This is a genomic window from Streptomyces sp. NPDC028331 (assembly GCF_055565775.1).
On sequence record NZ_JBVHTR010000013.1, the window covers coordinates 206,425 to 232,526 of the forward strand.

General features: G+C 70.6%; 15 protein-coding genes. 7 read left to right on the plus strand and 8 right to left on the minus strand.

The genetic code is table 11. The annotated features are described in order from the left end of the window. Positions 1-71: 71 nt before the first annotated feature. Positions 72-500 (plus strand): hypothetical protein, encoded by a 429-nt coding sequence (locus ACZ4SW_RS20970; RefSeq protein WP_468245749.1) that lies wholly within the window; start codon positions 72-74, stop codon positions 498-500. A gap of 12 nt (positions 501-512) precedes the next feature. On the opposite strand, the gene ACZ4SW_RS20975 is transcribed toward ACZ4SW_RS20970, so the two are convergent. From ACZ4SW_RS20975 to eccCa, 8 genes are all read right to left on the minus strand, one after another. Beyond that, positions 513-815, minus strand: coding sequence for a hypothetical protein (locus tag ACZ4SW_RS20975; protein WP_468245756.1), 303 nt, complete (start codon positions 813-815; stop codon positions 513-515). 69 nt (positions 816-884) lie between these two features. Next, on the minus strand, positions 885-1,949 hold the full coding sequence (locus ACZ4SW_RS20980; protein WP_468245760.1) for an SUKH-4 family immunity protein: 1,065 nt from the start codon (positions 1,947-1,949) through the stop codon (positions 885-887). 51 nt (positions 1,950-2,000) lie between these two features. Beyond that, the gene (locus ACZ4SW_RS20985) at positions 2,001-3,938 is read right to left on the minus strand and encodes an ATP-binding protein (RefSeq protein ID WP_468245765.1); all 1,938 of its coding nucleotides are present in this window, start codon (positions 3,936-3,938) and stop codon (positions 2,001-2,003) included. A 149-nt stretch (positions 3,939-4,087) separates the two neighbouring features. Next, entirely contained in the window at positions 4,088-6,031 is a 1,944-nt protein-coding gene (locus ACZ4SW_RS20990; RefSeq protein ID WP_468245774.1) for an SUKH-4 family immunity protein, read from the minus strand. Positions 6,032-6,233: 202 nt separating this feature from the next. Continuing rightward, positions 6,234-8,408: an SUKH-4 family immunity protein gene (locus ACZ4SW_RS20995; protein WP_468245780.1), complete on the minus strand. Its 2,175-nt coding sequence runs from the start codon at positions 8,406-8,408 to the stop codon at positions 6,234-6,236. A 28-nt stretch (positions 8,409-8,436) separates the two neighbouring features. Beyond that, positions 8,437-13,626, minus strand: a complete 5,190-nt coding sequence (locus ACZ4SW_RS21000) for a toxin glutamine deamidase domain-containing protein (protein ID WP_468245787.1) — start codon at positions 13,624-13,626, stop codon at positions 8,437-8,439. 317 nt (positions 13,627-13,943) lie between these two features. Further along, positions 13,944-14,324 (minus strand): hypothetical protein, encoded by a 381-nt coding sequence (locus ACZ4SW_RS21005; protein WP_468245794.1) that lies wholly within the window; start codon positions 14,322-14,324, stop codon positions 13,944-13,946. Between the two features lie 166 nt (positions 14,325-14,490). Next, a complete protein-coding gene (eccCa, locus tag ACZ4SW_RS21010; protein ID WP_468245800.1) occupies positions 14,491-18,435 on the minus strand; it encodes a type VII secretion protein EccCa in 3,945 nt (1,314 codons plus the stop codon). 270 nt (positions 18,436-18,705) lie between these two features. Here eccCa and eccD point away from each other — a divergent pair, with 270 nt between their 5' ends. The 6 genes from eccD to ACZ4SW_RS21040 all read left to right on the plus strand — a co-directional run bounded on the left by eccD (position 18,706) and on the right by ACZ4SW_RS21040 (position 25,895). Beyond that, positions 18,706-20,163, plus strand: a complete 1,458-nt coding sequence (gene eccD / locus ACZ4SW_RS21015; protein ID WP_468245807.1) for a type VII secretion integral membrane protein EccD — start codon at positions 18,706-18,708, stop codon at positions 20,161-20,163. A gap of 283 nt (positions 20,164-20,446) precedes the next feature. Further along, a complete protein-coding gene (gene rpsO, locus ACZ4SW_RS21020) occupies positions 20,447-20,734 on the plus strand; it encodes a 30S ribosomal protein S15 (protein ID WP_003997419.1) in 288 nt (95 codons plus the stop codon). Between the two features lie 323 nt (positions 20,735-21,057). Continuing rightward, positions 21,058-23,280 carry a polyribonucleotide nucleotidyltransferase gene (locus tag ACZ4SW_RS21025; RefSeq protein ID WP_468245813.1) on the plus strand — a complete coding sequence of 741 codons (2,223 nt, stop codon included), beginning with the start codon at positions 21,058-21,060 and terminating at the stop codon, positions 23,278-23,280. After that, entirely contained in the window at positions 23,277-24,656 is a 1,380-nt protein-coding gene (locus ACZ4SW_RS21030; protein ID WP_468245817.1) for a M16 family metallopeptidase, read from the plus strand. The genes ACZ4SW_RS21025 and ACZ4SW_RS21030 overlap by 4 nt, the downstream gene beginning before the upstream one ends. A gap of 28 nt (positions 24,657-24,684) precedes the next feature. Further along, the gene (dapB, locus tag ACZ4SW_RS21035) at positions 24,685-25,437 is read left to right on the plus strand and encodes a 4-hydroxy-tetrahydrodipicolinate reductase (protein ID WP_468245825.1); all 753 of its coding nucleotides are present in this window, start codon (positions 24,685-24,687) and stop codon (positions 25,435-25,437) included. A 5-nt stretch (positions 25,438-25,442) separates the two neighbouring features. Continuing rightward, the gene (locus tag ACZ4SW_RS21040) at positions 25,443-25,895 is read left to right on the plus strand and encodes a hypothetical protein (protein WP_468245831.1); all 453 of its coding nucleotides are present in this window, start codon (positions 25,443-25,445) and stop codon (positions 25,893-25,895) included. Positions 25,896-26,102: the final 207 nt, after the last annotated feature.

The following is a 26,102-nucleotide window of genomic DNA, read 5'->3' on the forward strand; positions in this document are numbered from 1 at the left end:
CAGCATGGCACCCGTCGGCTACGGGGGATACTTCGGGTGTCCGAGGAACGAGGGCAGCGAGGAGAAGCGACATGGTCAGGCCCCCCGAGAACTCACCGACCCCGTACGGTTCTTCGCAGGACCGCGGAGTGCTGGACGAGGCACTCGAACCGGAGCAGACACGTTCGCTGAACTCCGCCCTGCGCAAGCTGTCCGAGAGCGACAACGTCGGCAAGGACATGCAGGACGCGGCGAAGCGACTGCTCTCCGGCCGGCTCGCGCTGCGCGACGCCCTGGACGACCCCGCCGTGGCACGCGCCCTGGGCGGGGGCCTGGCGCCCCTGCGCGGCCAGTGGGAGTCGCTCTCCGAGGAGGAGCGCGACCAGATCAGGCACGGGGAGCCGCTGACGAGCGGTGACCCGTCCTCGGGGCCGTCCGAGCCGGGGGGCCCGGGCGGCGAGGCCCCGCGGTCGGAGAGGAAGAGCCAGGGGCGGCACAGCGGCGGGTTCTCCCTGTACTGATCCCCGTACTGGTCACTGGCGCTGTCTGCGGTACAGCGCGATGGCCGCCTCGTTCGGGAAGTTGGGCACGGTGACGGTCTCGCCGGTCTCCTTGGAGACGACGATCTTGCTGCCGCCGGGCGGCGGGGGCTGGGGCAGGCCGGCGGCGTCCGTGACCGGCGGGAATTCGGCGTACACCAGGTATCCGATGTCGAATTCCTCGACGCGCAGCCGGGCGGGCGTGCCGTCCGGCAGCTTGGGCTGCGCGTACCGGCTGCGGACGATGTCGAGGGCCTGTTCGGCGGTGGTGGGCGGTGCCGGGCTGTCCGATGTCACGGGTGCTCTCCTCGTTCTCTCAGGTCTCTCGGTTCTCTCGGTTCTGTCAGCGGGGATCCCAGAGGCCGATCAGAACAACCCGTGCCACATCTGCTCGACGATCAGTGACCACCAGGTGTCGGCGTTGGCCAGTGCGGACGCGTCGACGGCCACCAACTGCTCCTGCAGCCCCGCCACCTCCGCGCCCGCCGCGAAGGGGTCGAGGCCGCGCATCCGCTGCCGTACGGTGGCCAGCAGCGCCAGGGAACGGACGAAGGCGGCCGCCGAGACGTTGATGTAGCGGGCCTCGGCCGTGACCGGGTCCACGGCCCAGAGCGCGCCGAGACCGTCCGGTTCCGTCGTCCCGGGCACGCACTGCACCGCGATGACCGCGACCCCGTCGAAGCCGATACGGGCGAGGTGGGCCAGGGCGCCGATCCTCTCCTCACCCGCCGGGCTCCGGCGCTCGCGCAGGTTCGTGGCGACGTCGGTGAACAGGCCGCCGGCCGGAGGGGTGTCGGCCCGGTCGGCGGTGAAGAACAGGGCCAGGTCGGCGGGGAGCCCCGCCCAGGTGAGCGTCGACTTGGTGGCATCGGGCAGCGGGCTGCCCGCGACGTCGTCGGCGTCGAAACGACGTACGCCCTCCTCGCCGAAGACCTCCACCAGACGGCGGCCGAGGGCCACGTCACGCATCGGCTCCACGGGCGCGACCCGGGCGGGAACCGGGAGGCGCCGGGGGCGGGGCGGCGGCTGCCGGCCCGCGACCCTGTGCAGGGTCTCGACCTGCTCGATCAGCGCGGCGATGCCCTCCGCGCGCTCCTCGGGACGGGCACCGTAGTTCTGCGAGCAGGAGAGCCGGGCGTTCGGGAAGCGGTTGAGGAGCTCGGCGGTGTAGCCGCCGGGGAGCAGGCTGGGACGCAGATCGGTGTGGATGGCGACGACAGCGCTCTCGGGCACGTTCAACCGCCGCAGCTCGGCCCAGCACTGGTACTCGGCGGGCGGCAGGCCCGGGCCCGAGTTGCGGAAGAGGGTGGTCTCCTCGCCGCTCGCCGGGTCGACGTAGGTGAAGACGGCGGTGTTGCCCGGGCCGGTGACCGGACGGGCAGCTTCGGGCGCGTCGGCGCCCTGTACCGCCGCCTGCTCCTGGCTGGTCAAGGGGAGGCTCCTTCGGGATGGCTGGTGGTCGAGCGTGTGGGCCGGGTGTGGCTACGAGGCTAGCGCCGCCTCGGCCGAGTGGATGCGCAGGGCCTTCGCCCCCCGCTCGGTGGCGACGAGGAGAACGCCGTCGGGGGACAGGTCGGCGGCGGTGAAGGGCGTGTCCGAGACCAGCGCGGCCACGACCTCCTGCCGCGTCCGGTCCCAGACCCGCAGGTAGTCGGCGCCGCGGCTCAGGGCCAGCGGGGCGGCGGCCCGGTCCTCCTCGGACGGGCGCAGGACCTGCCCGGGGTCGATGCCGGAGCCCGTCTCGCCGAGGTCGTCCGGTCGTAGCAGGCCGTGGACGAGCACCGCGGTGCCGGATGCCGCCGCAGGGTCGCCGACCGGCTGCGCGCCGGGCGTGCCCGCGGGTACGACGAGGACGGCGACGGGGGTGGCCGGCCCCTCGGCACGGGCCAGACCGCCGACGGTCACGGCGCTGATACCGGGGACGGGCAGGCTCCACAGGGTCCGCCACGGCAGGTCGAGGCCCAGGCGGAGCACGGCCTCGGCGTACTCGGGCAGGCCGTCTTCGACGAAGGCGGTCTCCAACAGGGCCGCGCGCAGCACGGCGGGTGCCTGGATGCGGGTCAGCAGGGGAGCCGTACGCAGGTAGGTGCGGGCCGGTGCGCCGAGTTCCGCCGCGGGGACGGCTTCGACGGCGGCGCGCAGCGGTACCGGGTCGGCGTGGACGAACAGCCCGGGGTCCGTGAGGAGTTGGGGCAGCAGGCCCGCTTCCAGGGTGTGGCCCGCGATGTGGTCGCGCACGTAGGGGTCGGCCTTGCTCCAGTCCTGCCCCGGCACCGCCTCCAGCAGTGCCATCGCGATCCGCGACTGCGCGGCGCGGACGTTCGGCAGGCCGGCGCGGATCTCGTCACCGATGGCGGGGTGCGACAGCCGGAGCAGAGTACGTCCGCCGTCCCCCTCTTGGTCCTCCGGCTCCACGAAGGGCCCGGCGAGCAGCATCCCTTCCGCGATGACCCGGCTCATGTCCTGCCCGGCGGCCGCGCTCGCCAGCCGCGCCCACAGGTGGACGGGTATGCCGCCGGACTCCGCAAGGGCGAGCGGCGCCAGCATCAGCCGGAGCGTCTGCGGATCGGCGCCGAGCCGCCCGGCGTGCAGATCGAGGGCTTCGCCGACGGAGGTCGGCAACCGGCTCTCATCTGCCGGGTCGAAGCCCTCCGGGGCCATCAGGATGCTGTGGACGGCGAGTTGGACGACCAGCGGGCTGGTTCCCGCACGGCGGGCGATGGCCGCGGCGAGGGCGATGCGGGTGGCGGGGTCGACCGTGAACGGCAGCTCAGGAGCACCGAACTCCGGGCTCAGCGCCGCCTGGGCGTGCAGGACGAGGCCGTCGGGGTCGGCCCACTCCGGCTCGTCGAGGTCGATGACCTGTACGGCGCCGGGCGGCAGGCCCGCGGCCAGGTCGTCGACCAGCGGACGCGGCACCTCGGCCAGGAGCCGGACGGTCTCGGTGGCGGCCAGGGGAGCCAGCACCTCCCGTACGAGCCGCGCGGGCTCGCTCGCGGCGCGCACCGGGCCGGCTCGGTCGACGTCCGGTACGACGACGGTCACCGGGTCGCCGAGCGCGGCCAGCCCGGCGAACACCTCCTCGGTGCTGGTGGCGTTCAGCTCGCAGTGGTCGGCGAGCAGCCACAGCACCTGCGCGGCGGTCAGCCCGTCGGGGGCCGGCACCACCGGGGCGGGCAACTCCGGCGGCACCGTCGAGGGATCCATCGCGTCCAGCGGAAGCTGCTTGCGGAACTCCGGCTCGCACAGCATCAGGAACCCGGTGAGCAACCGCGAACGCCCGCTGCCTGAGGTGCCGGTGAGCACGACCACACGGGGTGCCCCGGGAGCGGCCCCGCGCCATGCCGCGAGTGCGCGCAGCGCGGCGGTGCGGCCGCCTATGTGGGGGTGCGGTGCGTAGTCCTCGGTCGAGCCGGTCATGGGTCCCCGTCCTCCCGCCGTTGCGGACGCCTTCGCCTGCGACGTCGATCTTAGGTGCCGATCGCGCCGCGTTCCTCTCACCGAATACGGCCGCCGCCACGCTCCCGACGCGACCTTCGCGCCCGCGCCAGCCTTTTCCTCCGGCCGGTTCACTGGCGGTCGGCGAAGTCGTAGTCCTCGAAGACCCGTTGCCAGCCCTCGGCGGCGTAGGCCTCCGGGTCGACGTGGGCGAGCCACGACCGCAGGTCGGCTTCGGCGTCCTCGACGGGCCAGTCGGAGGCGAACCACCAGTAGTAGAGCCGCACCATGGTGACGAACTGTCGCAGCGAACTCCCGGCCAAGGGATCACTGATCCCGGACGACCCGTCCTGAACGACCTTCCCGCTGGTGCCGTCCAGCAGCAGTCGCGCCCCTTGCCAGGTCCCCAGTGGAAACGCGGGCCCTTGGCCGACTGGAGAGTCGGAGACCGCCGTCAGACCGGCAGCGGTCAGGTCCCGGGTTTCGAGCTCCAGGAAGCCGCCGACATGAGGGAAGCCGACCTCGGTCAAGAACCGGCGTGCGTCCGCATCGGACAGGCCCGAGGGCAGAGCGCCCGGGGCGACCCGCTTGAGCCGGGCCGCACCCCATACGTTTTCGAACCACTCGGCGGAAGCCCGCAGCGCGTCAGCGGGAAGCGCGGCGGTTCCGAGTCTGGCGGTCGTACGCAGCATCCTCTTCAGGACGCCCGACTGGGCCTCCGTCTCCGCCGAGTGGATGGCGATGGCGAACACCCCGTCAGCGGACGACATCACGGCACGGTCACCCACACGAACGGCACGCCGTACGTGACGCGGCATACGGGGTAGATCGACGTGCCCTTCGGCCGCTCCGGCAGGTCTCCAGCCGAAAAGGCCCTGATCCGCTGCGACGGACTCGGGCGCCAGGGGAGAGTCACCGGGGTCGGCAGCCGGATCTCCGCTGTCCAGGTCCCGCACCTCGCTGTTGCCCTGACCGTCCACGGCAATGGCCAGAAGGCCCGCATCAGCCCGCACGACCCGCAGCGCGCGAACGGTCGGCCGCCTGACCAAGCGGTCCGTGGTGGCCGACCCGGGACCGGTGCCGTGCGCCCACAGGGTGTGCCACGGCAACGTGGAGGTGTCCACGGCGGCGAGAAGCCGATCGGCCAAAGCCTTGTCCGACGGTCCCCGATTGAGGAGGGAGTGATGCAGAAGAGCCAGCCACTCGCCGTGTGCTGAGGGCCAGACACCGCGTTCGGCGAGGTAGTAGAGGTTGGCGGCGAGGCCCCCCGGGGGGACGGCGCGGTTGTGGTAAGCGGCTTCGAACGCCTCGAACAGGCTCTGCTGGCCGACCCTGGCCACAGTGGGCGCGTCCTCGAGCAGAGCCTCGAACCGTCCGGCCGCGGCGGCGTGGCCGGCTGCCGCGCGATGTACGTACCAATGGACCGCCGACGTGGGTTCCGCTGACCGCAACGCGGAGAGCACCTGCGCATGGAAGCGCTCCGCCTCGTCAGGGGAGACCGTCTCGCGCCACACCTGGGCAACGCACTCGCGACGGAAAGCGACGGTCGACCAGGCGGAGCCTGCACTTATTTCCGTCACTACGTCCGCCGAGTGCGATGAGGCCAGCCGCTCCAACCGCTGGACCGGGACGTCTTGTCCCAACGCCCGGCACAGGATCGGCCAGACGGGCAGTGGGACGGTCCGGGATTCGGACAGCGCGAGGGCACGAAGAGCCGTGGCCTCGACCGGGCCTGCGGTGTCGGTCAGGGGCGCTTGGTGGTCATCGGGGGCGCGCAACGTCAACTCGCGGCCGCCCAGCGCCGCCATCGGTCCCGCTGTGTCCCCCACCTCGATCAGGAGCCGCATCCGCACGCTGCGCCGGTGATTCCCGATGACCGTCTGCACCACCTGGTGCATGAGTCGTTCCGGCTCGCGCGTGGTGCGGAGGCTTCCTGCCCAGTGCGTGTTCGCCAGGATCACCACCGGTCCCGTGGTGATCCTGGTGACCGTCTCCGCAAAGTTGCGGCCATAGGTGTCGAGTGCTGCAACGCCGAGGAAATCGGCCAGTTTGCGAGCGACCTCCTCGGACTGCATGCCGGCACAGTCGAGGAAGAGGGAATCGGACCGCCGCTCTGCGATCTCCCGAAGCAGTCCCGTCTTGCCGGCCCCCTCCTTGCCGCCGACCCACAACCATGCACTGCTGTCACGTGGCCTGTCGATCCACCACAGTGCGCGGTCCAGGGCCTGCTCGGGTGAGATCCCGGCGTCACCTGCGCGGTGTGCTCTTGGCGTGCACTTACAGATAGTAGAAGTTCTCCTCGTCCAGCACGTGTCCCCAGTTCTGCGTTGCCGCGGCGGCGGGGTCGAGGACGGAGAGCCATGCGGTGAGTTCGGCGAGCAGATCCTCGCCGTCGAGCCCGCCGGACGTGCGGTAGGCGAGCATGTACTCCCGTTGCAGGCACACCATGGCGACGAACGAGTCGAGGGAGGAACCTGCCAGGGGCTCGCCGGGGCTGCTGTCGTCGACGGCGCCGGGCCGTGTCTGACGCAGTACGCGGCCGGTGGGTCCGTCGAGGAGGAGGACGCCCCCGATCCAGGTGCCCAATGCGTAGAACGGGCCGTCCCCGACGGGCGTTCCGAAGTCCCTGGCGCCTTCCCACGAGTGCTCCACCAGGCCGGTCCCGTGGAGGTCGTGGAGGTTGAGGCTGTAGAAGTCGGAGACCTCGGGGAGGCCTACCTCGGTGAGGAACCGGCGGGTCGGTTCGTGTGTCAGACCGGCGGGAAGCCGGTCCTCGGTCAAAGTGGCGACGCTGTCGGCACCGAAGATCTCACGTACCCGGGCCCGGGTGGGGCGGCAGGCGGACTCGTCGTAGGGGCGCGGTGTGATCCTTCCGCGTGGCCCGACGGCGGGCAGGGCGCGGAACGGGGCACTGTCCGTGTGGTGGCGGCTGGGCTCGATGGCGTAGACGCCGCGCTTGCCGCCCAGTATCACCAGATCGCCGGCGCAGGCCACGTCACCCACTGCGGGCGCCTGCACCTGCCGGGTTCCGGACGGATCACCGGCAGGTGTGAGACGGGCCAGGTTCCAGGACTGCTCGGCCCGCCAGACAGCCGTCTGTGCGGTGCCACCCTCCGTCGCCTCGCCGGCGTCGCCCTGGTCGCCCTGCTCGATGAGCTGTCCCGTGGCCGCGTCCCAGACCTGCCGCCCGCCGGCCTTGGTGAGGCCGGTCACCGTGGAGTGGGCGGGCCCGGCCTGCAACCGGTCCACGGCCACGCTGCGGGGCGGGTTGGTGCGGAGACGGCCGGGTGCCCGCCAGTGGGACCACACCGTCTTCCAGGGCAGCGGTCCACCGTGCTCGGCCAGAGCGTCGGCTCGCTCCTCCTCGCCTTGGCTCACCGCCAGCAGGTGCAGGAGCGACACCCATTCTCCGGGCGAGGACGGTGCCACGCCGAGGGCGTCGAGGTAATGCAGGTCCGCGGCGAAGGAGCCGGCGGGAACGCCATCGGGGAAGGCGACCGGCAGTGCCTCGATCAGAGCGGTGTGATCGCACTTGACGAGGACGCCGGGAGCGGCGAGAAGTTCCTCGAAGCGGCCGGCCGCGGCTGCATGAGCGGGCAGAGCGCGGGCCAGGTAGTCCCCGAGCGGACCCTCATCGCCGGATGCGAGCAGACGGTCGAATACGGCGTTGTGGAAGGCGCGGAACTCCTCGGGGGAAACCTCGGTGTTCCGCAGCCTGTGCGCATCGGACTCATGGGTGAACGACACGGGCAGATCGCTGTCGCCGTCGATCGAAATGTACTCCGACTCATGCGCGAGCGACTGCAGTTCTGAAAGGTCGAATGCGGTGCCGAGGAGGGAACAGAGCACGCTCCACTCGTCGAAACGAATTCTGCGCGGCTCGGCCAGCGAAAGGGCGAGGACGGCAGTGCGCTGCCGGGCCGGGAGCGAGTCGAAGGGGGCGCGGGTCGTGACGGGCGGGGAGTCGACCGTGAGGGGGGAGCGGTTGCGGGGGCTGAGATCGTGTACTTCGCTGTCGACTTCGATGACGAACCTGACGCCGGTCTCCCTGAAACCCAGTCCCAGGTTGCCCGCGAGGTGCTCCGCACAGTGCCGGGGCTCGGTCGTCGACCGGGTACGTCCGGCCCACTGCGTGTTGGACACGACGACCAGGGAGTGGGCCGGCTCCTGCTCCTCCATGTAGTCCACGAGGAACGAGGCGTCCCGGTAATCCCCGTAAGAGACACCGAGGGATCGCATGACGCGGTCCAGGACCGCCTCGGTGGAGAGACCTGCGGCATCGACGAGGGCCGTGCCCGGCGTGGCCTCGGCGAAGTCACGAAGGAGCGCACTCTTTCCGGAGCCGGCGGGACCGTCGACGAAGAGGAAGCCACGCCTGGGAGAGGGGTCCTTCGCCCATTCCCGCAGTCGGGTTGCGGCGTCATGCGGGCTGCTGTCAGGTGTCATCGCCATGGGGGGAGTCCTTCTTCCTTGCCCGGTGTCACTCTGTCCCGGTGCTCATCAGGCCGCCTTCTGACATCGCGCGTGTCCAGATCTTACCGAGCGCAACGATGTTCTTGGCCAGATCCATGTCGAATCGCTTCTTGTAGCCGCCCTTTGGAGATTCGTCGGGGTCTACCACTTCGGCCTGCTTTCGATATCCGGTGCCGTAGTAGACGTCGACGCCGGGCATTTTCTCCGAAAGCAGCCTCGCGCAGTTCGCGTATCCCTGGCCGCGGCCGCACGGTTCGCGGTCCGAGTACATGCTGAGGGGTTCGTATTTCTTCCCGTCCGGGCGCCCGTCGTTCAGGGTTTTCAGGTAGTCCAGAATGTTCCTCTCTGAATGTTTGCCCTTCTCTCCGCCACCGGGATTCGGATAGGAGCTGTCCACCACGTAGCTGATCTTCCCGCTCGCCGGATCGTGTACTTCGACAGCCGCGTAATTCCGTCCGGTGAAGTCGGGGCGGTGTTCTCCTGAATCCCGCAACGCCCCGGTGAACCCTGCCTTGCCGAAGGCCTCGTGGATCGCCTTCTCCAAGCCGTCCGGATCGTCGGACTCGTTCGGGTCGTCCCGCCGGTGCGCCGGGTTCCAGCCCGCGTTTTCATGGGCTTTCGTCGCGTGGTTGGGATACCCCGGCGTGGGTTCCGGGCTCGCACCCACGGCGTGCGACTCATGGAAGTTGAGGCTCAACCGTGCGAGTGAGGCGACCACCGCGCCCCGTTCCCCGGGATGCATGTCGTCGAAGCCCGGAAGCATGCGGGCGAGGTCGTCGTGCCGCAGGATCCTCGGTGTGTGGTCGGGATCGTCGGGGCGCGGAGGACTGCACTCGCGCAGGGCGTCGACAAGGGGTATCCGGGTGCCGTTGCCGTCGTCGTTCGGGACGGGGTCCAGCCAGCGGTTGAGCTGCTGATGGACGTGGCCCAGCCCCACCTGCCGGACGTCGTTCGTCTGGCGCAGGTTCTGCTGGTCGGGCATGGGAAGCATGCCGTAATGCGTCGAGTGGACGGTCTCCGGCTCGGTGAGCCGTGGGTGGTCGGTGCGCCTGGGGTCGTCGAGGGGGTGGTGCGGCTCGGCGGACGGGTCGTGCTGCTCGGTGTGGCTGCCGTGTTCGGAGTGCGGTGAACCGCCCGCCGGTTCCTCAGGAGCTGGATGATGGGCGCCGGCCGGCGCGGGCGGAGCGTGGGTCGTCGGGTCGTTCGCTGCCGCATGGGGCGCCGCATGGGGTGCCGAAGGCGTCGCCTCGTCCGTGACAGGGTGCGGGTCAGGGGCGCCGGAGCGCTCGGCCGGTGAGGTCTGATGCTCAGGGATCGTGCCGTTGGTGTGGGGGCCGTGCGTGTCGCTCTCGCCGGATCGGGTGCCGCCGTCCGACGTCGGTGCGCCGCTCCGCGTGGGCGATGTGTCCGCGTCGCTTCCGTTTCCGTCCCTGCTGTCACCGCTGGTGTGCGGCGGGTTGGGGTCCGGCGTATGTGCGGTGTCGGACGCGGGACCTCGCGAGGGCTCCTCGGACTTCGGTGTGTCCGCATGGGACGGTCCGTCCTCGGCGTGGCCGTGGGTGCCGGTGGGCGACGGCGTGTTGGCAGGGGGCGTGGATTCCGGATGGTCCGGGTTTTCGCCGGGGACGTTGTCCGGCGTCCCGTGTGACGGGTTCGACTCCGGGGTCTTGTGGTCCTCGTTCCCCTCCGAGGAGTTGTCCGGCCCCTGGTCGGAAGCGTGGGTCCCGTCCTCGGGGGTGTCCGACTCGTGCTGGGTGGTGTCGGTGCCGGGCTGGCTGGGGTGAATCGGGTTGCGGTTGGCGTCCAGAGGGATGTGCCAGACGCCCGTCGCGTTGGGGATGTGCAGGGGCTGGTGGCTGACCTCACCGCTCTGGGTGTCGATCCAGATGATGTGGCCGTGGTAGTTGACGGCGTTGAAGGCGTGGCCGCCTCCGCCGGGCCAGGCCACCTGGACGATTGCCGCGGCGCCGTGCCCGGCTTGATGGAGGTCCCAGGCGATGCGGTTGGCGGTGTGCGGGTCGCTGCCGGTGCCGGCGTAGACGTGCCCCGCGCCCGCCCATCGGATCTGGTTGGCGTTGGCGTTGTGCTCGGGGGACCAGGGGTCCGGGTTGCCGTGTTCGTCGACGTCCAGGGTGCGCGGGGCTGAGACCTGCGGGTTGCCGTACCAGGTCTCCAGGAAGGAGCGGGAGCAGTCGGCGCAGTTGTTGCTGCGTCCGGGGACGGTGTTGCCGCCGTCGTTCTGGAGTTGCGCCCAGTGGCCGAAGGGGTCGGGGAAACGCTGCGGGGTGCCGTCGGGATTGTGCGGCACCGCGTTCACCAGCGCCTGCTGGTCGTCCGGGTGCGGTTCGGTCAGGCCGCCCGGGTAGTGGTTCAGGTCGTTGCGGATGTCGTTCAGGCTGTCCTGGTGCGGATGCTGCTGAGATGAGGCACCGGGTTGTGCGTGGGGCGCGCCCGGGGGCGGCGGCGTCGCATGACCCGCGCGTGCCTGTGGTGACGACGGCGCGTGGGTGACGGTGTGGATCGGGACCGGCGTCACCTGGTGGTGCTGCGGGTCGTGTGGGGGGTTCGTCCCTGATTCGGGCGTCTTCGACCTGTCGTGCTCTGTCGTCGGCTCCTGCGGGGCGTGCGGGTGCGAAGGGGTACCGGGTGCCGTGCCCACGGGCTGGTTCGGCGACCGGTTGGGGGTGGGGCGGGTGCCCGACTGGGGCTGGGACCCGGGTGTGCCGGACCCGGTGGGGGTCTGGGTGGAACCGGGCCGTGTCGTCGAAGCGGGCTGCGAGGAGGAGTTCGGCGTGTTGCTGCTCTGTGCCGAGTTTCGCTCCGCGCCACCGCCGGATGAGGGGGAGGGTGAGGAGGCCTGGCTCGGGCTCTGGTCGGTCGCCTGGTTCCGGTTCGGGCTCGTGCTCGGGTTCGGGCTGGTGCCCGGGCTTGTGCTCGGGCTTGTGCCGGTGTTCCGGCTTCGGCTCGTGGTCGGGTCCGTGTCGGCAGTCGGGTTCTGGCCTCGGGCCGGTGTGCGGGTGTCGGTCGTGTCCGAGGTGTTGCGGGGCGCGGTGCGGTCGCTCGGGGTGTTGCGGGGGGTGCTGCGGTCGTCCGGGGTGTTGCGAGGCGCGGTGCGGTCGTCCGGGATGTTGCGGGCGGGAATGCGTTCCTCAGGCGTGCTACGGGGTGTCGTCCGTTCGTCCGTGAGGTTCCGGGGGGAAGTACGGTCGCCCGGTGTGGTGCCGGGGGTGCTACGGGGTGTCGTGCGCTCGTCCGGAGTGTTGCGGGACGGCGTGCGGCCGTCCGGGGCGGTGCCAGGGGTGCGCTGGGTCGGTATGCGACCGTCCGTCGTGCCGGGAGTGCGACCGTCCGTCGCGCCCGGGGTGCGGCTGTCGCTCGTACCGGATGGGCGACCGCCGTCCGTACCCGGTGTGCGACCGTCCCCCGTACCGGTCATCCGGCCGTCCGGCATCGCGGCGCGCGGTGTCCGGGGCGTCGGCGAGGACGTCGTGGGGCTCGGAGTGGAGGCGGGACCCGTTCCCCTCGGCGCCGCCGTGCTGGGCGTGGCGGAGGAGGAAGGCGTCCTCGCCGGGCCGGGGGTCGACGTGGGGCCGGTGGGGCCCGTCGCCGACGACGTGGTGCCGGGTGTGCTCGCGGTGGAGCGTGGGGCCGGGCCGCTGTCCACGGTCGACGGCGGCGTCGGCGAGGTCGGCATGGCCGAGTTGCCGTCCGGTCGGCCGCCGGTTGCCGTGGGGGAGTGGTCGGTCGCGGTCGGGGTGGGCGCGGCATGGGACTGGGTGGGGGCGCCGGCCGCCAGGCTGTCGATCGACGTGCCGATTCCGCCGCCGCTGTGGCTTGCCGTCGGGGACGCCGTACCGTCGGATCCCGCGTGGGTGGGCACGGCGTGGGGCGTGGGCGAGGAGATGCCGGACGGGGAAGCGCCGCCGCCGGTGCCGGTCGGGCCGGACGTGCTCGGAGCACCGGACGCACCGGTGGCGTCCGGGGCGCCGTGCGACGTCCCGCCGGGTGCCGGGTCGTCGAAGTCCGACAGCGACGTCGTATGCCTCGGGGCCGGAATGTCCGAGGAAGAGGGATCGTGCCCGGCACCTGACCCCGAGCTGTCGGAGTCGGGGCCCGCACCCAGATCCGGCGTGCCGATGTGGGTGCCGCCGGTGTCGGCGGATATCCCGCCGATGTGTGTGCCGGCCCCCGTGTTCGTGTGCGTCGACGTCGAGGAGTCCGATCCCGACCCCGACGAGCCGGAGTCGTGGGAGGACGGGGAAGAGGAGTCGGAGGAAGAGGTGGACGAGGAGTCCGACGACGAGTCGGACGAGTCGGGTGAGTCGGACGAGGAACGGGACGAGGACCCCGAGTCCGAGTCGGACGACGACCTCGAGGAGGAGTCGGACCCTCCGTCGTCTCCGCCGCCCCCGTCCTCACCGTCGCCGCCGGACGTCCCCGACTCGTGGTAGCCGTCGATGCGGCTGTCGATGGCGTGGTGGAAACGGTTGCCGGCCTTCTGGCCCAGGCTGTCGCGGACGCCCTCGGCGAGGGTCTGCGGGGTCTGCTTGATGGCGTCCCAGCCGCTGTCGGTGCCCTTCTTGATGGTCGTGGCCAGGTCGTAGCCCTCCTGGGCGCCGAAGCCGACGTTCACCGTCTGGCGGATCAGGTCGGTGATGATCGCCTCGATCATGGAGATCGCGGGCTCCTTCATCGCCTCGACGATCGCCTCCAGCAGCGCCTCTTTGAGCTCGTCGAGGAGGCGGCGCACGATCAGCCGGGCGGCCTGGGTGGCGCCCAGCGCGCCGACCTCGGACAGGCCGAAGGTGAAGGGGGCGGCGGCCTGGGCGGCGGCGATCTCGATGGCCAGCGCGATGAGCTGCGCGATCACCGCCCACTTGGCGAACTCGACGAGGTAGGCGCAGGCTTCCAGCACGGTCGCGATGATGTAGGCGGCCTGGGCGGCGTTGGCGAGGTAGCCCCCGGAGCCGCCGCCGTCGAACTTGGCGTACACCTTGGTGAACGCGTCGATCGACTCGCCGGCGTTGTGGGCGACCACCTGGCGGGCGCTGGCGTTGGCCGCGGTGTGCAGTTCGGTGACGTCGTCGCCGAACTTCCGCCACAGGGCGGCGCACTCCTTGAGCTTGTCCTCGTCTGCCGTCGGCCAGCGGTAGCCGAGCATCTGGAGAACCCACTCGAGCTCGTCCGGCAGCATCATCGACACAGCGCACACACCCCCGTCAGCAACTGGCGTCCAACTCCCTCACCCGTCAAGGGAGAACGCGCATGGAACAGCCGTAGGCACAGCTTACGGAGCCGACCGCACGCAACTTGAGAGGGTTGCTGTCACAAATCCGTCCCAGGCCGCGAGGCTGACGACGGATGGAGCTGCTTCACGGCGACGCCCAGCCCCCTCGACGATGACGAAATCTCCGCCTCCTCGAAACGGTGACGACATCTCAGCCTCCTCCACGGCGGCGACGTCTCAGCCCCTCGACGGTGACGACTCCTCAGCCTCTCGACGGCGTACGACTCTCAACCCTCTTGGCGGCGACGCACATGGTGAGGACCCGTCGGCATCTGCACCTGACCGTCGTACTCGGCGGTCGTCTTACGCCAGATGTCCACCTGCGCGGCCTCGTTCTGCTCGTGCGCCACGCCCATCTTGGTGAAGGCGATCCCCATGCCCGCCAGCCGCTCGGCCAGGCTGCCCATCGACTGGTACATGCCGTCGCGCAGGCCCTCGTAGGCGACGCCGAACTTCTCGCCGATGTCGTCGTCGCCCCACGGCGGGGTGTCACCCTGCTCCAGCTTGGTCAGCCCGTCCTGCAGGCTCTTGACGGCCTTGGAGAAGTTCTGGCCGACCGTGAACATGTTGAAGCCCTCGGTCTTGAGGACCTGGGGATCGGAATCCATGTAGTCAGACGACACAACTGCCCCCCGTGGCTCGCCTTTTCGTTCGCAACGCCACCTTAGCGGTTGAAGTGCCCGTAGCGGAGGGGGCGGCACCCGCACGGGTACCGCCCCCTCCGGCTTCCGCCTCTCTCCGGCTTCCGCCTCTCCCGGCTTCAGCAACCAGCCCTCAGAACCGCGGCGGCAGCCACCCGGTCTGGATGAGCTGCCCACCGCGCCGCCGCGTGTGGAAGTACCCACGCCCGGGCGGCAGTTGCGACGGCGTGATGTTGCCGAGCAGCGCGCCCTCCGTGCGGTCGCCCGAGAGCACGATGCCCTGGGCGCCGAGCTCGCGCATCCGCTGCATCACCGGCTCGTACAGCGACCGGCTGGCACCGCCCGAGGCGCGCGCGATGATGACGCGCAGACCGATGTCACGGGCGAAGGGCAGGTACTCGAGGAGCGGGGACAGCGGGTTCATACCAGTCGCCACCAGGTCGTAGTCGTCGACGATGACGAACGCGTCCGGGCTGCTGTACCAGCTACGGTTGCGCAACTGCTCGGGCGTGACGTCCGGGCCCGGCATACGGCGGCTCATCGAGCCCGCCAGGCCTTCCAGCGTCTCCGCCAGGGCGGGCGCCGACGCGCAGTAGCGCGACAGGTGGGAGTCCGGCACGCCCTCCAGGTGGGCGCGCCGGTAGTCACCCATGACGATCTTCGCCTGATCCGGTGTGTACCGCTCGGTGATCTGCTTGATGAGCAGCCTGAGCACCGCCGACTTACCGGACTCGCTCTCACCGAACACGATGAAGTGCGGGTCCGTCTCGAAGTCGACGAAGACCGGCGCGAGCGACGACTCGTCGATGCCGATGGCGACACCGCGGTCGGGGTGCTCGAAACCCTTGGGCAGCCGGTCCGCCGCCAGCATGGTCGGCAGCAGCCGCACGGCCGGGGCGTGGTTGCCCTGCCAGTTGTCGTTGACGCCCCGGACGAGGATCTGGGTCGCCTCCGCCAGGTCCTCCGTCGCCGAGGAGCCGTCGACCCGGGGCAGCGCCGTCATGAAGTGCAGCTTGTCCAGGCTCAGACCGCGGCCCGGCATGGTGGCGGGGACGTTCTGGGCGACCTTGCGGTCGATCTCCGACTCGGTCGGGTCACCGAGCCGCAGCTCGATGCGGTTCTGCAGCATGTCCTTGAGCGCGGGCCGCACCTCGGTGTAGCGGCTAGCGGTCAGGATCACGTGCACACCGAAGCCGAGACCGCGCGTCGCGATGTCGGTGACGGTCGCCTCGAGCAGCTCGTAGTCCGTCTTGAAGGACGCCCAGCCGTCGATGACGAGGAAGACGTCCCCCCAGGGCTGGTCGGGCAGCAGCCCCGCGGCCCGGCGCTGCCGGTACGTCTGGACCGAGTCGATGTTGTTCGCGCGGAAGTACTCCTCGCGCGCGTTCAGGATGCCCTCGACCTCGCTGACCGTGCGGCGCACCTTCTCGGCGTCGAGCCGGTTGGCGACCCCGCCGACGTGTGCCAGCTCCTCCATCGCGATCAGACCGCCACCGCCGAAGTCCAGGCAGTAGAACTGCACCTCGGCGGGCGTGTGGGTGAGGGCGAACGACGAGATGAGCGTGCGCAGCAGGGTCGACTTGCCGGACTGCGGACCGCCGACGAACAGACCGTGACCCGCGCCGCCGGAGAAGTCCCGGTACAGCACGTCGCGCCGCTGTTCGAACGGCTTGTCGACCAGGCCGACCGGCACGTTGAGCCGGCCGAGCGCCGTGTACTCGGGCGCGGTCAGGCCGCGCTCCTGGGTGACGGCGAGCTGGGGGAGGAGCTGTTCCAGCGAGGGCGCCTCGTCGAGCGGGGGCAGCCACACCTGGTGGGCGGGCGGCCCCTGGTTGACCATCCTGCTCACGATGACGTCCAGGACGGTGTCGGCGAGCGCGTCGTCCACCTTCTCGTCGGTGTCCGCGTCCTCGACCACCGGCTGGGGCGGCAGCGCCACGTGCCCCGCGGTGAACAGCGCGGGCCGCAACTGGGTGGAGCGGTTCACCCGGGAGGGGCCCTCGCCGTGGTACGCCCCCGAGACGTACGCCGCCTTGAAGCGGACCATGGTGTCGGTGTCGTAGCGCAGGTAGCCGGAGCCGGGGATCGACGGCAGGTGGTAGGCGTCCGGGACGCCGATCGCCGTACGGGACTCGGCGGCGGAGAAGGTGCGCAGACCGATCCGGTACGACAGGTAGGTGTCCAGACCGCGCAGCTTGCCCTCCTCCAGGCGCTGCGACGCCAGCAGCAGGTGCACACCCAGCGAACGGCCGATGCGGCCGATCTGGATGAACATGTCGATGAAGTCGGGCTTCGCGGTGAGGAGTTCGGAGAACTCGTCGAGCACGATCACCAGCGAGGCCATCGGCTCCAGGGCGGCGCCCGCGGCCCGCGCCTTCTCGTAGTCGTGCAGATTGGCGTAGTTGCCCGCGGTGCGCAGCAGCTCCTGCCGGCGCTGCATCTCACCCGTGATCGCGTCCCGCATACGGTCGACGAGCGTGAGGTCGTCCGCGAGGTTGGTGATGACGGCCGCCGTGTGCGGCATGTCCGCCATGCCGGCGAAGGTCGCGCCGCCCTTGAAGTCCGCGAGGATGAAGTTCAGCGTCTCCGAGGAGTGCGTCACCGCGAGACCGAGCACCAGCGTGCGCAGCAGCTCCGACTTGCCGGAGCCGGTCGCGCCGACGCACAGTCCGTGCGGGCCCATGCCCTCCTGCGAGGCCTCCTTGAGGTCGAGCATGACCGGCTCGCCGTTCTCGCCGACGCCGATCGGCACCCGCAGCCGCTCGTGCAGCGTGCGCGGACGCCAGGTGCGCGTGACGTCGACGGACCCGGCGTCGCCGATGCCCATCAGGTCGGTGAAGTCCAGGTTGGACAGGAGGGGTTCGCCCTCCTCCGCGGAGCCGACCCGGAAGGGGGCGAGCTGCCGGGCCAGGGACTCCGCCTGCGCGGCGTTCAGGACATCGGGCCTGCCGGTGTACGCGGACTCGTGCCCGACGAACAGCCGCATCCTGCCCGGCTTCACATAGACCGTCAGACCCGCGCGCAGGTCCTCCTCCAGCTCGCCCGGAGCGATCTCCAGGAAGGTGACGCCCTGGAGGCCCTCGGCACTGGCGAGTTCGGAGTCCGGCGGCACGGTGCCGCCGTCGAGCACCACGATCAGGTGCGGCTGGTCGTAGACGGGGTTCGCGTCCGGGTTCCAGCGGGGCCTGTCGTCGAGCTGGTCCGCCAGCGCCTCCTCCAGTTCCCCGAGGTCGTCGAAGAGGAGCCGGGCCGAGCCCGCACCGTCCTTGGCCTTCGGGTGCTGGCTGTGCGGCAGCCACTTGATCCAGTCCCAGTCCGCCGCCGCGGAGGGGTGCGCCACCACGGCCACCATCAGGTCCTCCGGCGAATGCAGCGTCGCGAGCTGGGCCAGGGACGCCCGGGCGTTGCCGTACACCGTCTCGGTGTCCCCGCACAGCGTCACGTGGTAGAAGGCGCGCAGCGAGACCGAGATGGGCAGGTCGGACAGACTGCCGTGCGCGTCGAGGAAGGCCTTCATGGCGGCCGCGGTCAGCGGCTCCAGCTCCTCCTTGGGCGCGGTCTCGGGGGCGACGAGCGGGGTGTTCAACTGCTGGACGCCCAGGCCAATGCGCACCGACGCGAAGTCCGCGTCGGTCGGGCGCCGCTCCCACAGACGCTTGCCGTCCGCCGCCACCGCCCAGAGCTGCTCCGGGTCGGGATGCTGGAAGAGCTGGCTGCGCCGCTGCAGGTCCGCGGTTTTGTGCACGTCCTTGCGGACCTGCTCGAGATAGCGGAAATAGTCACGCCGGTCCTGGGCCATCCCGGCACCGCCGCCCTGCCGGGACTTGGTGAACTGGGCGATCGCCATGGCCAGGGTCGAGGCGAGCATCAGCCCGCCGACCACCCTCATGTAGGAGGGGAGACCCGGCATGAAGAAGAAGCCGACGGAACCCAGCATGCCCATCATGGGCAGCAGGGTCATCAGCATGCTTTCTTCGCCCTCACGGGGGATCTCGGGCGGCGTCTCGAGTCTGACCTCGCCGTCCGGGACGACCGGGGGCGCTATCCGCGGCGGTCGTTTGATGATGACGACGCTCACCGATGCACTCATCCTTCGCGATTGATACGTCTTGGCACCGACGCCCCCGTGTACCGCGACATGTTCTCGTTCGCGCAGGCGTCGTTCGCGCAGGCGTCGATCCTACTGATGCGCCAAGTGCGCAAGGGAGTCAGGACGATGGAGAAGCCGAGGGGGTCCTGGGAGAAAAGGGGTGGGCAGGCCCAGTGCCTTGCGTCGCAACGGATATGGTGGCGCTCCGCGCCGTAGGAGCGGCGTGATGAAGCCTTGTCCAACAGGGGGAACAGCCAGGTGAGCACGGGGACTTCGACGGGTTTCTGCCGAATCACCATCGCAGCGCCGGACAGCCGTGTCGATGTCGCGCTGCCGGAGGACCTGCCGATCCAGGACCTCTTTCCCGAGATCGTCAGGCTCTCGGGCATGGTCCAGCCGGACACCAGCCCCGCGGGCTACCACCTCGTACGCCGCGAGGGCCAGGTGCTCGACGCGAGCCGTTCGTTGCTCGAGCACCGGGTCAGGGACGGCGAAGTGCTGCTGCTGCGGACCTTCGCCGATTCGCTGCCGCCCGCCGTTCACGACGACGTGGTGGACGCGATCGCCGCCGCGGTCAAGCAGGACATCCGGAGCTGGAACGACAACCTGATGCGGGTGGCCGGTCTCGTCGCCGGATCGCTGCTGCTGATCATGCTCGGCTTCGTCTTCTGGTTCGCGGATCCGGTACGGCACGACATGCACGGCCTGCAGGGCATCCTCGCCGGCGTCGTCGCACTGGCCCTGACGGTGCTGGCGGGCGTGCGGGCCCGGGTGTACGACGACCGCGGCTCCGCCGTCGCGCTCGGCGTCTCGGCGCTGCCGCACGCGCTCATCGCGGGCTCCGGCGTCATCCCCCAGGACGCGGGGCACGGCCCCGGCAGGATCCAGTTCCTCGTCGGCTGCGTCGCCGTACTGCTCTTCTCCGTGGTGCTGATCATGCTGCTGCCGCAGGGAGACGCCCCGTTCGTGGCCGCCGCGCTGGCCGCCGCGATCGGCACCCTCGCCGTGTTCTGCGGGGTGCTCACCGAGGCGGAGCCGCGCGAGATCGCCGCCGGCACCTCGGTGGTCGCCCTCGCGGTCGTGGGCTTCCTGCCCGGATGGTCGGCGCGCTTCGCCAAGCTGCCGATCGGCTTCCGCAACCCGGAGGACCTGGCCAGGGCCCGTCGTGAGGGCCGGGAGGGCGACCTGGAGGCCGTCGACGTCCAGCGCATCGTCGCCCAGACCAGCCGAGGCCACGAGCTGCTGCTCGGACTGGTCGGCGGCTGCGCGGCCGTCATCGTCGGCGCGGGCGGCGCGGTGCTCGGCTTCAGCGACAGCGGCTGGGCCCAGCTCCTGGCCCTGTGCACCGGTCTCGCCGCGATGATGCGGGCGCGCCTGTTCCGGTACACCGCCCAGGTGACCTGCCTGTTCGTGGCCGGTGTCGTCACCCTCGCGCTGCTGGTGCTCGGCCTGGCGATCTCGCCCCCGGCCGGAATCGTCCTGGAACTGCTCAAGGGCAACTCCGGCCCCATCGACATCAGGACCCTGTGGCTCGGCGCCTCGGTCGCGGCCGGCGTGCTGCTGCTGATCGCGATCGCCCTGATCGTGCCGCAGAAGGGGCTCTCCCCGTTCTGGGGCCGCATGCTCGACCTCGCGGACTCCGTGGTGCTGCTCTCCCTGGTCCCGGTCTGCCTGGCCGTCCTGGACGTCTACAGCAAGGTGCGCGGCGGCGTCTGAGCGGGCCGGCGAGCGTCACAGGCCTCGCCGTCACGGGCTTCGGCTTCCACTCGTGATGATCCGGCGGCCGGCGGCCGAGCGGGCCCCCGGCCGCCCCCGGCCGATACCCGGGCCGGGCCACCGGTGCCCGGCTGGTACGCTGTGTGACGGCCGTATGTGTACGCACCTCCGGTTCCCCTGGAGGCCGCGCCCAGCGGATCCCCGCCTCCCGAGTCGTGGAAGCTCCCCTGAGAAGAAGACCAGGGGCACTCGGTGGCAGCTACGAAGACTACGAGGAGTACGCGTGTCGCTCGACGCCGCTACGAAGAAGCAGATCATCGCCGAATTCGGTACCAAGGAGGGTGACACCGGCTCCCCCGAGGTCCAGGTCGCTCTGCTGTCCCGTCGGATCTCCGACCTGACCGAGCACCTCAAGACCCACAAGCACGACCACCACTCCCGCCGTGGTCTGCTGATCCTGGTCGGTCAGCGCCGTCGCCTGCTGCAGTACCTGGCGAAGAAGGACATCCAGCGCTTCCGTGCGCTGGTCGACCGTCTCGGCATCCGCCGCGGTGCGGCGGGCGCCAAGTAAGACGCCGTGAAGGGAGCGGTTCCCGTACGAAGGGGGCCGCTCCCTTTGCTGTACGTGCGCACTGTCACCACCGCTTTGTAGTGTGGTAGCAAAACGCACGACGTAGGACACCGTGTGAGGGGTACCTGGAAGCACCAGGCGGCACCTCACACACCGAACGAGGAGGAGCGCACCTCGCCGCCGCCGGTCCTCGGTAGTGGCCCCCGGGAAGACAACCCCGGGTGCTTCGATCGAAGACCGGCCCGCACCAGACGGCGCGCTTCTCCGCCACCGTCCCCCCGCCACACGGGCGGCCCGGGGACGAAGACGAGGAGAAAACGCTAGTGGAGAACGAGACCCACTACGCCGAAGCCGTGATCGACAACGGCTCGTTCGGCACCCGCACCATCCGCTTCGAGACGGGCCGCCTGGCCAAGCAGGCCGCCGGCTCCGCCGTCGCGTACCTGGACGACGACACGATGGTCCTGTCGGCCACCACCGCGTCCAAGACCCCCAAGGACCAGCTCGACTTCTTCCCGCTGACGGTCGACGTCGAGGAGCGGATGTACGCGGCCGGGAAGATCCCCGGTTCCTTCTTCCGCCGTGAGGGCCGTCCCTCCGAGGACGCCATCCTCACCTGCCGTCTCATCGACCGCCCGCTGCGCCCGTCCTTCAAGAAGGGCCTGCGCAACGAGATCCAGGTCGTCGCCACCGTCATGGCGCTCAACCCCGACCACCTGTACGACGTCGTGGCGATCAACGCCGCGTCCGCGTCCACACAGCTGGCCGGCCTGCCCTTCTCCGGCCCGATCGGCGGCGTCCGCGTCGCGCTGATCAACGGCCAGTGGGTCGCCTTCCCGACGCACACCGAGCTCGAGGACGCCGTCTTCGACATGGTCGTCGCGGGCCGCGTCCTGGAGGACGGCGACGTCGCGATCATGATGGTCGAGGCCGAGGCCACCGAAAAGACCGTCAAGCTGGTCGAGGGCGGCGCCGAGGCGCCCACCGAGGAGGTCGTCGCCGCCGGTCTTGAGGCCGCGAAGCCCTTCATCAAGGTGCTGTGCAAGGCCCAGTCGGACCTCGCCGCCAAGGCCGCCAAGCCGACGGCCGAGTTCCCGATCTTCCTCGACTACCAGGACGACGTCCTGGAGGCGCTGACCGCCGCGGTCCGCCCCGAGCTCGCCCAGGCGCTCACCATCGCCGGCAAGCAGGAGCGCGAGGCCGAGCTGGACCGCGTCAAGCAGCTCGCCGCCGAGAAGCTCCTGCCGGAGTTCGAGGGCCGCGAGAAGGAGATCTCCGCCGCGTACCGCTCCCTGACCAAGGCCCTGGTCCGTGAGCGCGTCATCAAGGAGAAGAAGCGCATCGACGGCCGCGGTGTCACCGACATCCGCACGCTGGCCGCCGAGGTCGAGGCCATCCCGCGGGTCCACGGTTCGGCCCTGTTCGAGCGTGGCGAGACCCAGATCCTGGGCGTCACCACTCTGAACATGCTCCGCATGGAGCAGCAGCTCGACACCCTCTCCCCGGTGACGCGCAAGCGCTACATGCACAACTACAACTTCCCGCCGTACTCCACCGGTGAGACCGGCCGCGTCGGCTCCCCCAAGCGCCGCGAGATCGGCCACGGCGCCCTCGCCGAGCGTGCCCTCCTCCCGGTGCTGCCGTCGCGCGAGGAGTTCCCCTACGCGATCCGCCAGGTGTCCGAGGCCCTCGGCTCCAACGGTTCGACGTCCATGGGCTCCGTGTGCGCCTCCACCATGTCGCTGCTGAACGCCGGTGTGCCGCTGAAGGCCCCGGTCGCCGGTATCGCCATGGGTCTGATCTCCCAGGAGATCGACGGCGAGACGCACTACGTGACGCTGACCGACATCCTCGGCGCCGAGGACGCGTTCGGCGACATGGACTTCAAGGTCGCCGGTACGAAGGAGTTCGTGACCGCCCTCCAGCTCGACACCAAGCTGGACGGCATCCCGGCCTCCGTGCTGGCCGCGGCCCTGAAGCAGGCCCGTGACGCCCGCCTGCACATCCTCGACGTGATGATGGAGGCCATCGACCGGCCCGACGAGATGTCCCCGCACGCCCCGCGGATCATCACCGTCAAGATCCCGGTCGACAAGATCGGCGAGGTCATCGGCCCCAAGGGCAAGATGATCAACCAGATCCAGGAGGACACCGGCGCCGAGATCACGATCGAGGACGACGGCACCATCTACATCGGTGCCGCCGACGGCCCGTCCGCCGAGGCCGCCCGCGCCACGATCAACGGCATCGCCAACCCGACCATGCCGGAGGTCGGCGAGCGCTACCTGGGCACGGTCGTGAAGACCACCACCTTCGGCGCGTTCGTCTCGCTGCTGCCGGGCAAGGACGGTCTGCTGCACATCTCGCAGATCCGCAAGCTGGCCGGCGGCAAGCGCGTGGAGAACGTCGAGGACGTCCTCGGCGTGGGCCAGAAGGTCCAGGTCGAGATCGCCGAGATCGACTCCCGCGGCAAGCTCTCCCTCGTTCCGGTGATCGAGGGCGAGGGCGACGAGGCCGACGAGGCGAAGGACGACACCGACAAGTGACGTCCCGTGGCTTCAGGGCGACGGCCCGCACCTCCTCGGAGGCGCGGGCCGTCGCCCGTACCCAAACCCTGATCAAAGGCGCGGGCGGCATCGGCACCGTTCGCAAAACCACCCTCCCGGGTGGTCTGCGCGTCGTCACCGAGACCCTGCCCTCCGTGCGCTCCGCCACCTTCGGCATCTGGGCGCACGTCGGCTCCCGCGACGAGACGCCCGCACTGAACGGCGCGACGCACTACCTGGAGCACCTGCTCTTCAAGGGCACGTCCCGCAGGTCCGCCCTGGACATCTCCTCCGCCATAGACGCCGTCGGCGGCGAGATGAACGCGTTCACGGCGAAGGAGTACACGTGCTACTACGCGCGCGTGCTCGACACCGACCTGCCGCTCGCCATCGACGTCGTCTGCGACATGCTCACCGGCTCGCTCATCCTGGAGGAGGACGTCGACGTCGAGCGCGGCGCGATCCTCGAGGAGATCGCGATGACGGAGGACGACCCGGGCGACTGCGTCCACGACCTGTTCGCGCACACCATGTTCGGCGACAATGCGCTCGGCCGGCCGGTCCTGGGCACGGTCGACACCGTCAACGCGCTGACCGCCGACCGCATCCGCCGCTTCTACAAGAAGCACTACGACCCCACGCACCTGGTGGTCGCCTGCGCCGGCAACGTCGACCACCAGAAGGTCGTACGCCAGGTGCGGGCCGCCTTCGAGAAGGCGGGCGCCCTCACGCGCACGGACGCCACGCCCATCGGCCCGCGCGCCGGCCGCCGCGCCATCCGCACCGCCGGCCGCGTCGAGCTGCTGGCCCGCAAGACCGAACAGGCGCACGTCGTCCTCGGCATGCCGGGCCTGGCCCGCGCCGACGACCGCCGCTGGGCCCTCGGCGTGCTGAACACGGCGCTCGGCGGCGGCATGTCGTCCCGCCTGTTCCAGGAGGTCCGCGAGAAGCGGGGCCTGGCCTACAGCGTGTACTCGTACACGTCCGGCTTCGCCGACTGCGGCCTGTTCGGCGTGTACGCGGGCTGCAGGCCGAGCCAGGTGCACGACGTGCTCAAGATCTGCCGCGACGAGCTCGACCACGTGGCCGAGCACGGCCTGTCCGACGACGAGATCGCCCGCGCCATCGGCCAGCTCCGCGGCTCCACCGTCCTCGGCCTGGAGGACACGGGCGCGCTGATGAACCGTATCGGCAAGAGCGAGCTGTGCTGGGGCGACCAGATGTCGGTCGACGACATGCTGGCCCGGATAGAGGCCGTCACCCCGGACGACGTCCGGTCCGTGGCGCAGGACATCCTGGGACAGCGGCCCTCCCTGTCGGTCATCGGCCCGCTCAAGGACAAGCAGGCCTCCCGCCTGCACGACGCGGTCGCGTAATCCCCTCCGGTAAGGAAGCAAGAGACAGATGAGCAAGCTGCGCGTGGCGGTCCTCGGCGCCAAGGGCCGCATCGGTGCGGAGGCCGTACGGGCCGTCGACGCCGCCGACGACATGGAGCTGGTCGCGGCCCTCGGCCGGGGTGACGACCTGGAGGCGCTCGTCGCGGCCGGGGCCCAGGTGGCGGTCGAGCTGACCACCCCGGCCTCGGTGATGGACAACCTGGAGTTCTGCGTACGGCACGGCATCCACGCCGTGGTCGGCACGACGGGCTGGACCGACGAGCGCCTGGCACGGCTGAAGGGCTGGCTGGCCGAGTCGCCTCATACGGGTGTCCTCATCGCCCCGAACTTCTCCATCGGCGCCGTGCTCACCATGAAGTTCGCCGAAGCGGCCGCGCCGTACTTCGAGTCCGTCGAGGTCGTCGAGCTGCACCACCCGAACAAGGTGGACGCCCCCAGCGGCACCGCCACGCGCACCGCCCAGCTCATCGCCGCAGCCCGTGCGAAGGCGGGCAGCGCGGCCCAGCCCGACGCCACGGTGACCGCCCTGGACGGCGCCCGCGGCGCGAACGTCGACGGCGTCCCCGTGCACGCCGTACGCCTGCGGGGCCTGCTCGCCCACCAGGAGGTGCTGCTCGGCGGCGAGGGCGAGACCCTCACCATCCGCCACGACTCGCTGCACCACAGCAGCTTCATGCCGGGCATCCTGCTCGGTGCCCGCCGCGTCGTCACCACTCCGGGCCTCACCTTCGGCCTGGAACACTTCCTCGACCTGAAGTAGCCGACATGCGCGCCAAGATCACCTACGTCGTCACGGCCGCCGTCCTGGTCTTCTACTTCGTCCTGGTCGGCAGCCGCGGCGTGCTGCTGATCGAGAACGGCACCCCGGTCACCGTCGCCTTCGGCATCGCGGTGCTGATCCTGCCGGTCATCGGCGTGTGGTTCCTGTGGCAGAACACGCAGTTCGTCCGCAAGGCGAACCGGCTCGCCGCCGAGCTGGACGCGGAGGGCGGGCTGCCCGTCGACGAGCTGCGGCGCACCCCGGGCGGCCGGATCGACCGCGACTCGGCAGACGAGGTCTTCGCCAAGCGCAAGGCGGAGACGGAGGCGGCCCCCGACGACTGGCGCACATGGTTCCGCCTGGCGATCGCCTATCACGACGCCCGCGACACCCCGCGGGCACGCAAGGCCATGCAGCGGGCCATCGCCCTCCACGACGGCCGCACGGTCGCGTCCTGACGCCGTCGGCGTCGCTGCGCGCCGCTGCCCGCCCAGAGAGACCGATAGGACCGATAGGCCGCCCCGACGGGCCACACGCCGCCCGCAGACGGCCGAAGGGCCGCCCCGCAGTCGGCGGTTTCTAGGGATCGTTGCAACACGTGGTCGTGTTGATCAGGCCGCGAGCAGTTTATGCAGGCGCTCGGCTGGGGTTGCCCAGCCGAGCGT

Excerpts from the sequence above, each read along its gene's own strand:
- ACZ4SW_RS21005 (WP_468245794.1), bottom strand. The coding sequence starts at position 14,324 with ATGGATTCCGATCCCCAGGTCCTCAAGACCGAGGGCTTCAACATGTTC.
- ACZ4SW_RS21000 (WP_468245787.1), bottom strand. The coding sequence starts at position 13,626 with ATGATGCTGCCGGACGAGCTCGAGTGGGTTCTCCAGATGCTCGGCTAC.
- ACZ4SW_RS20995 (WP_468245780.1), bottom strand. The coding sequence starts at position 8,408 with ATGGCGATGACACCTGACAGCAGCCCGCATGACGCCGCAACCCGACTG.
- ACZ4SW_RS20990 (WP_468245774.1), bottom strand. The coding sequence starts at position 6,031 with ATGCAGTCCGAGGAGGTCGCTCGCAAACTGGCCGATTTCCTCGGCGTT.
- ACZ4SW_RS20970 (WP_468245749.1), top strand. The coding sequence starts at position 72 with ATGGTCAGGCCCCCCGAGAACTCACCGACCCCGTACGGTTCTTCGCAG.
- ACZ4SW_RS21040 (WP_468245831.1), top strand. The coding sequence starts at position 25,443 with ATGCGCGCCAAGATCACCTACGTCGTCACGGCCGCCGTCCTGGTCTTC.
- dapB (WP_468245825.1), top strand. The coding sequence starts at position 24,685 with ATGAGCAAGCTGCGCGTGGCGGTCCTCGGCGCCAAGGGCCGCATCGGT.
- ACZ4SW_RS20985 (WP_468245765.1), bottom strand. The coding sequence starts at position 3,938 with ATGACCGGCTCGACCGAGGACTACGCACCGCACCCCCACATAGGCGGC.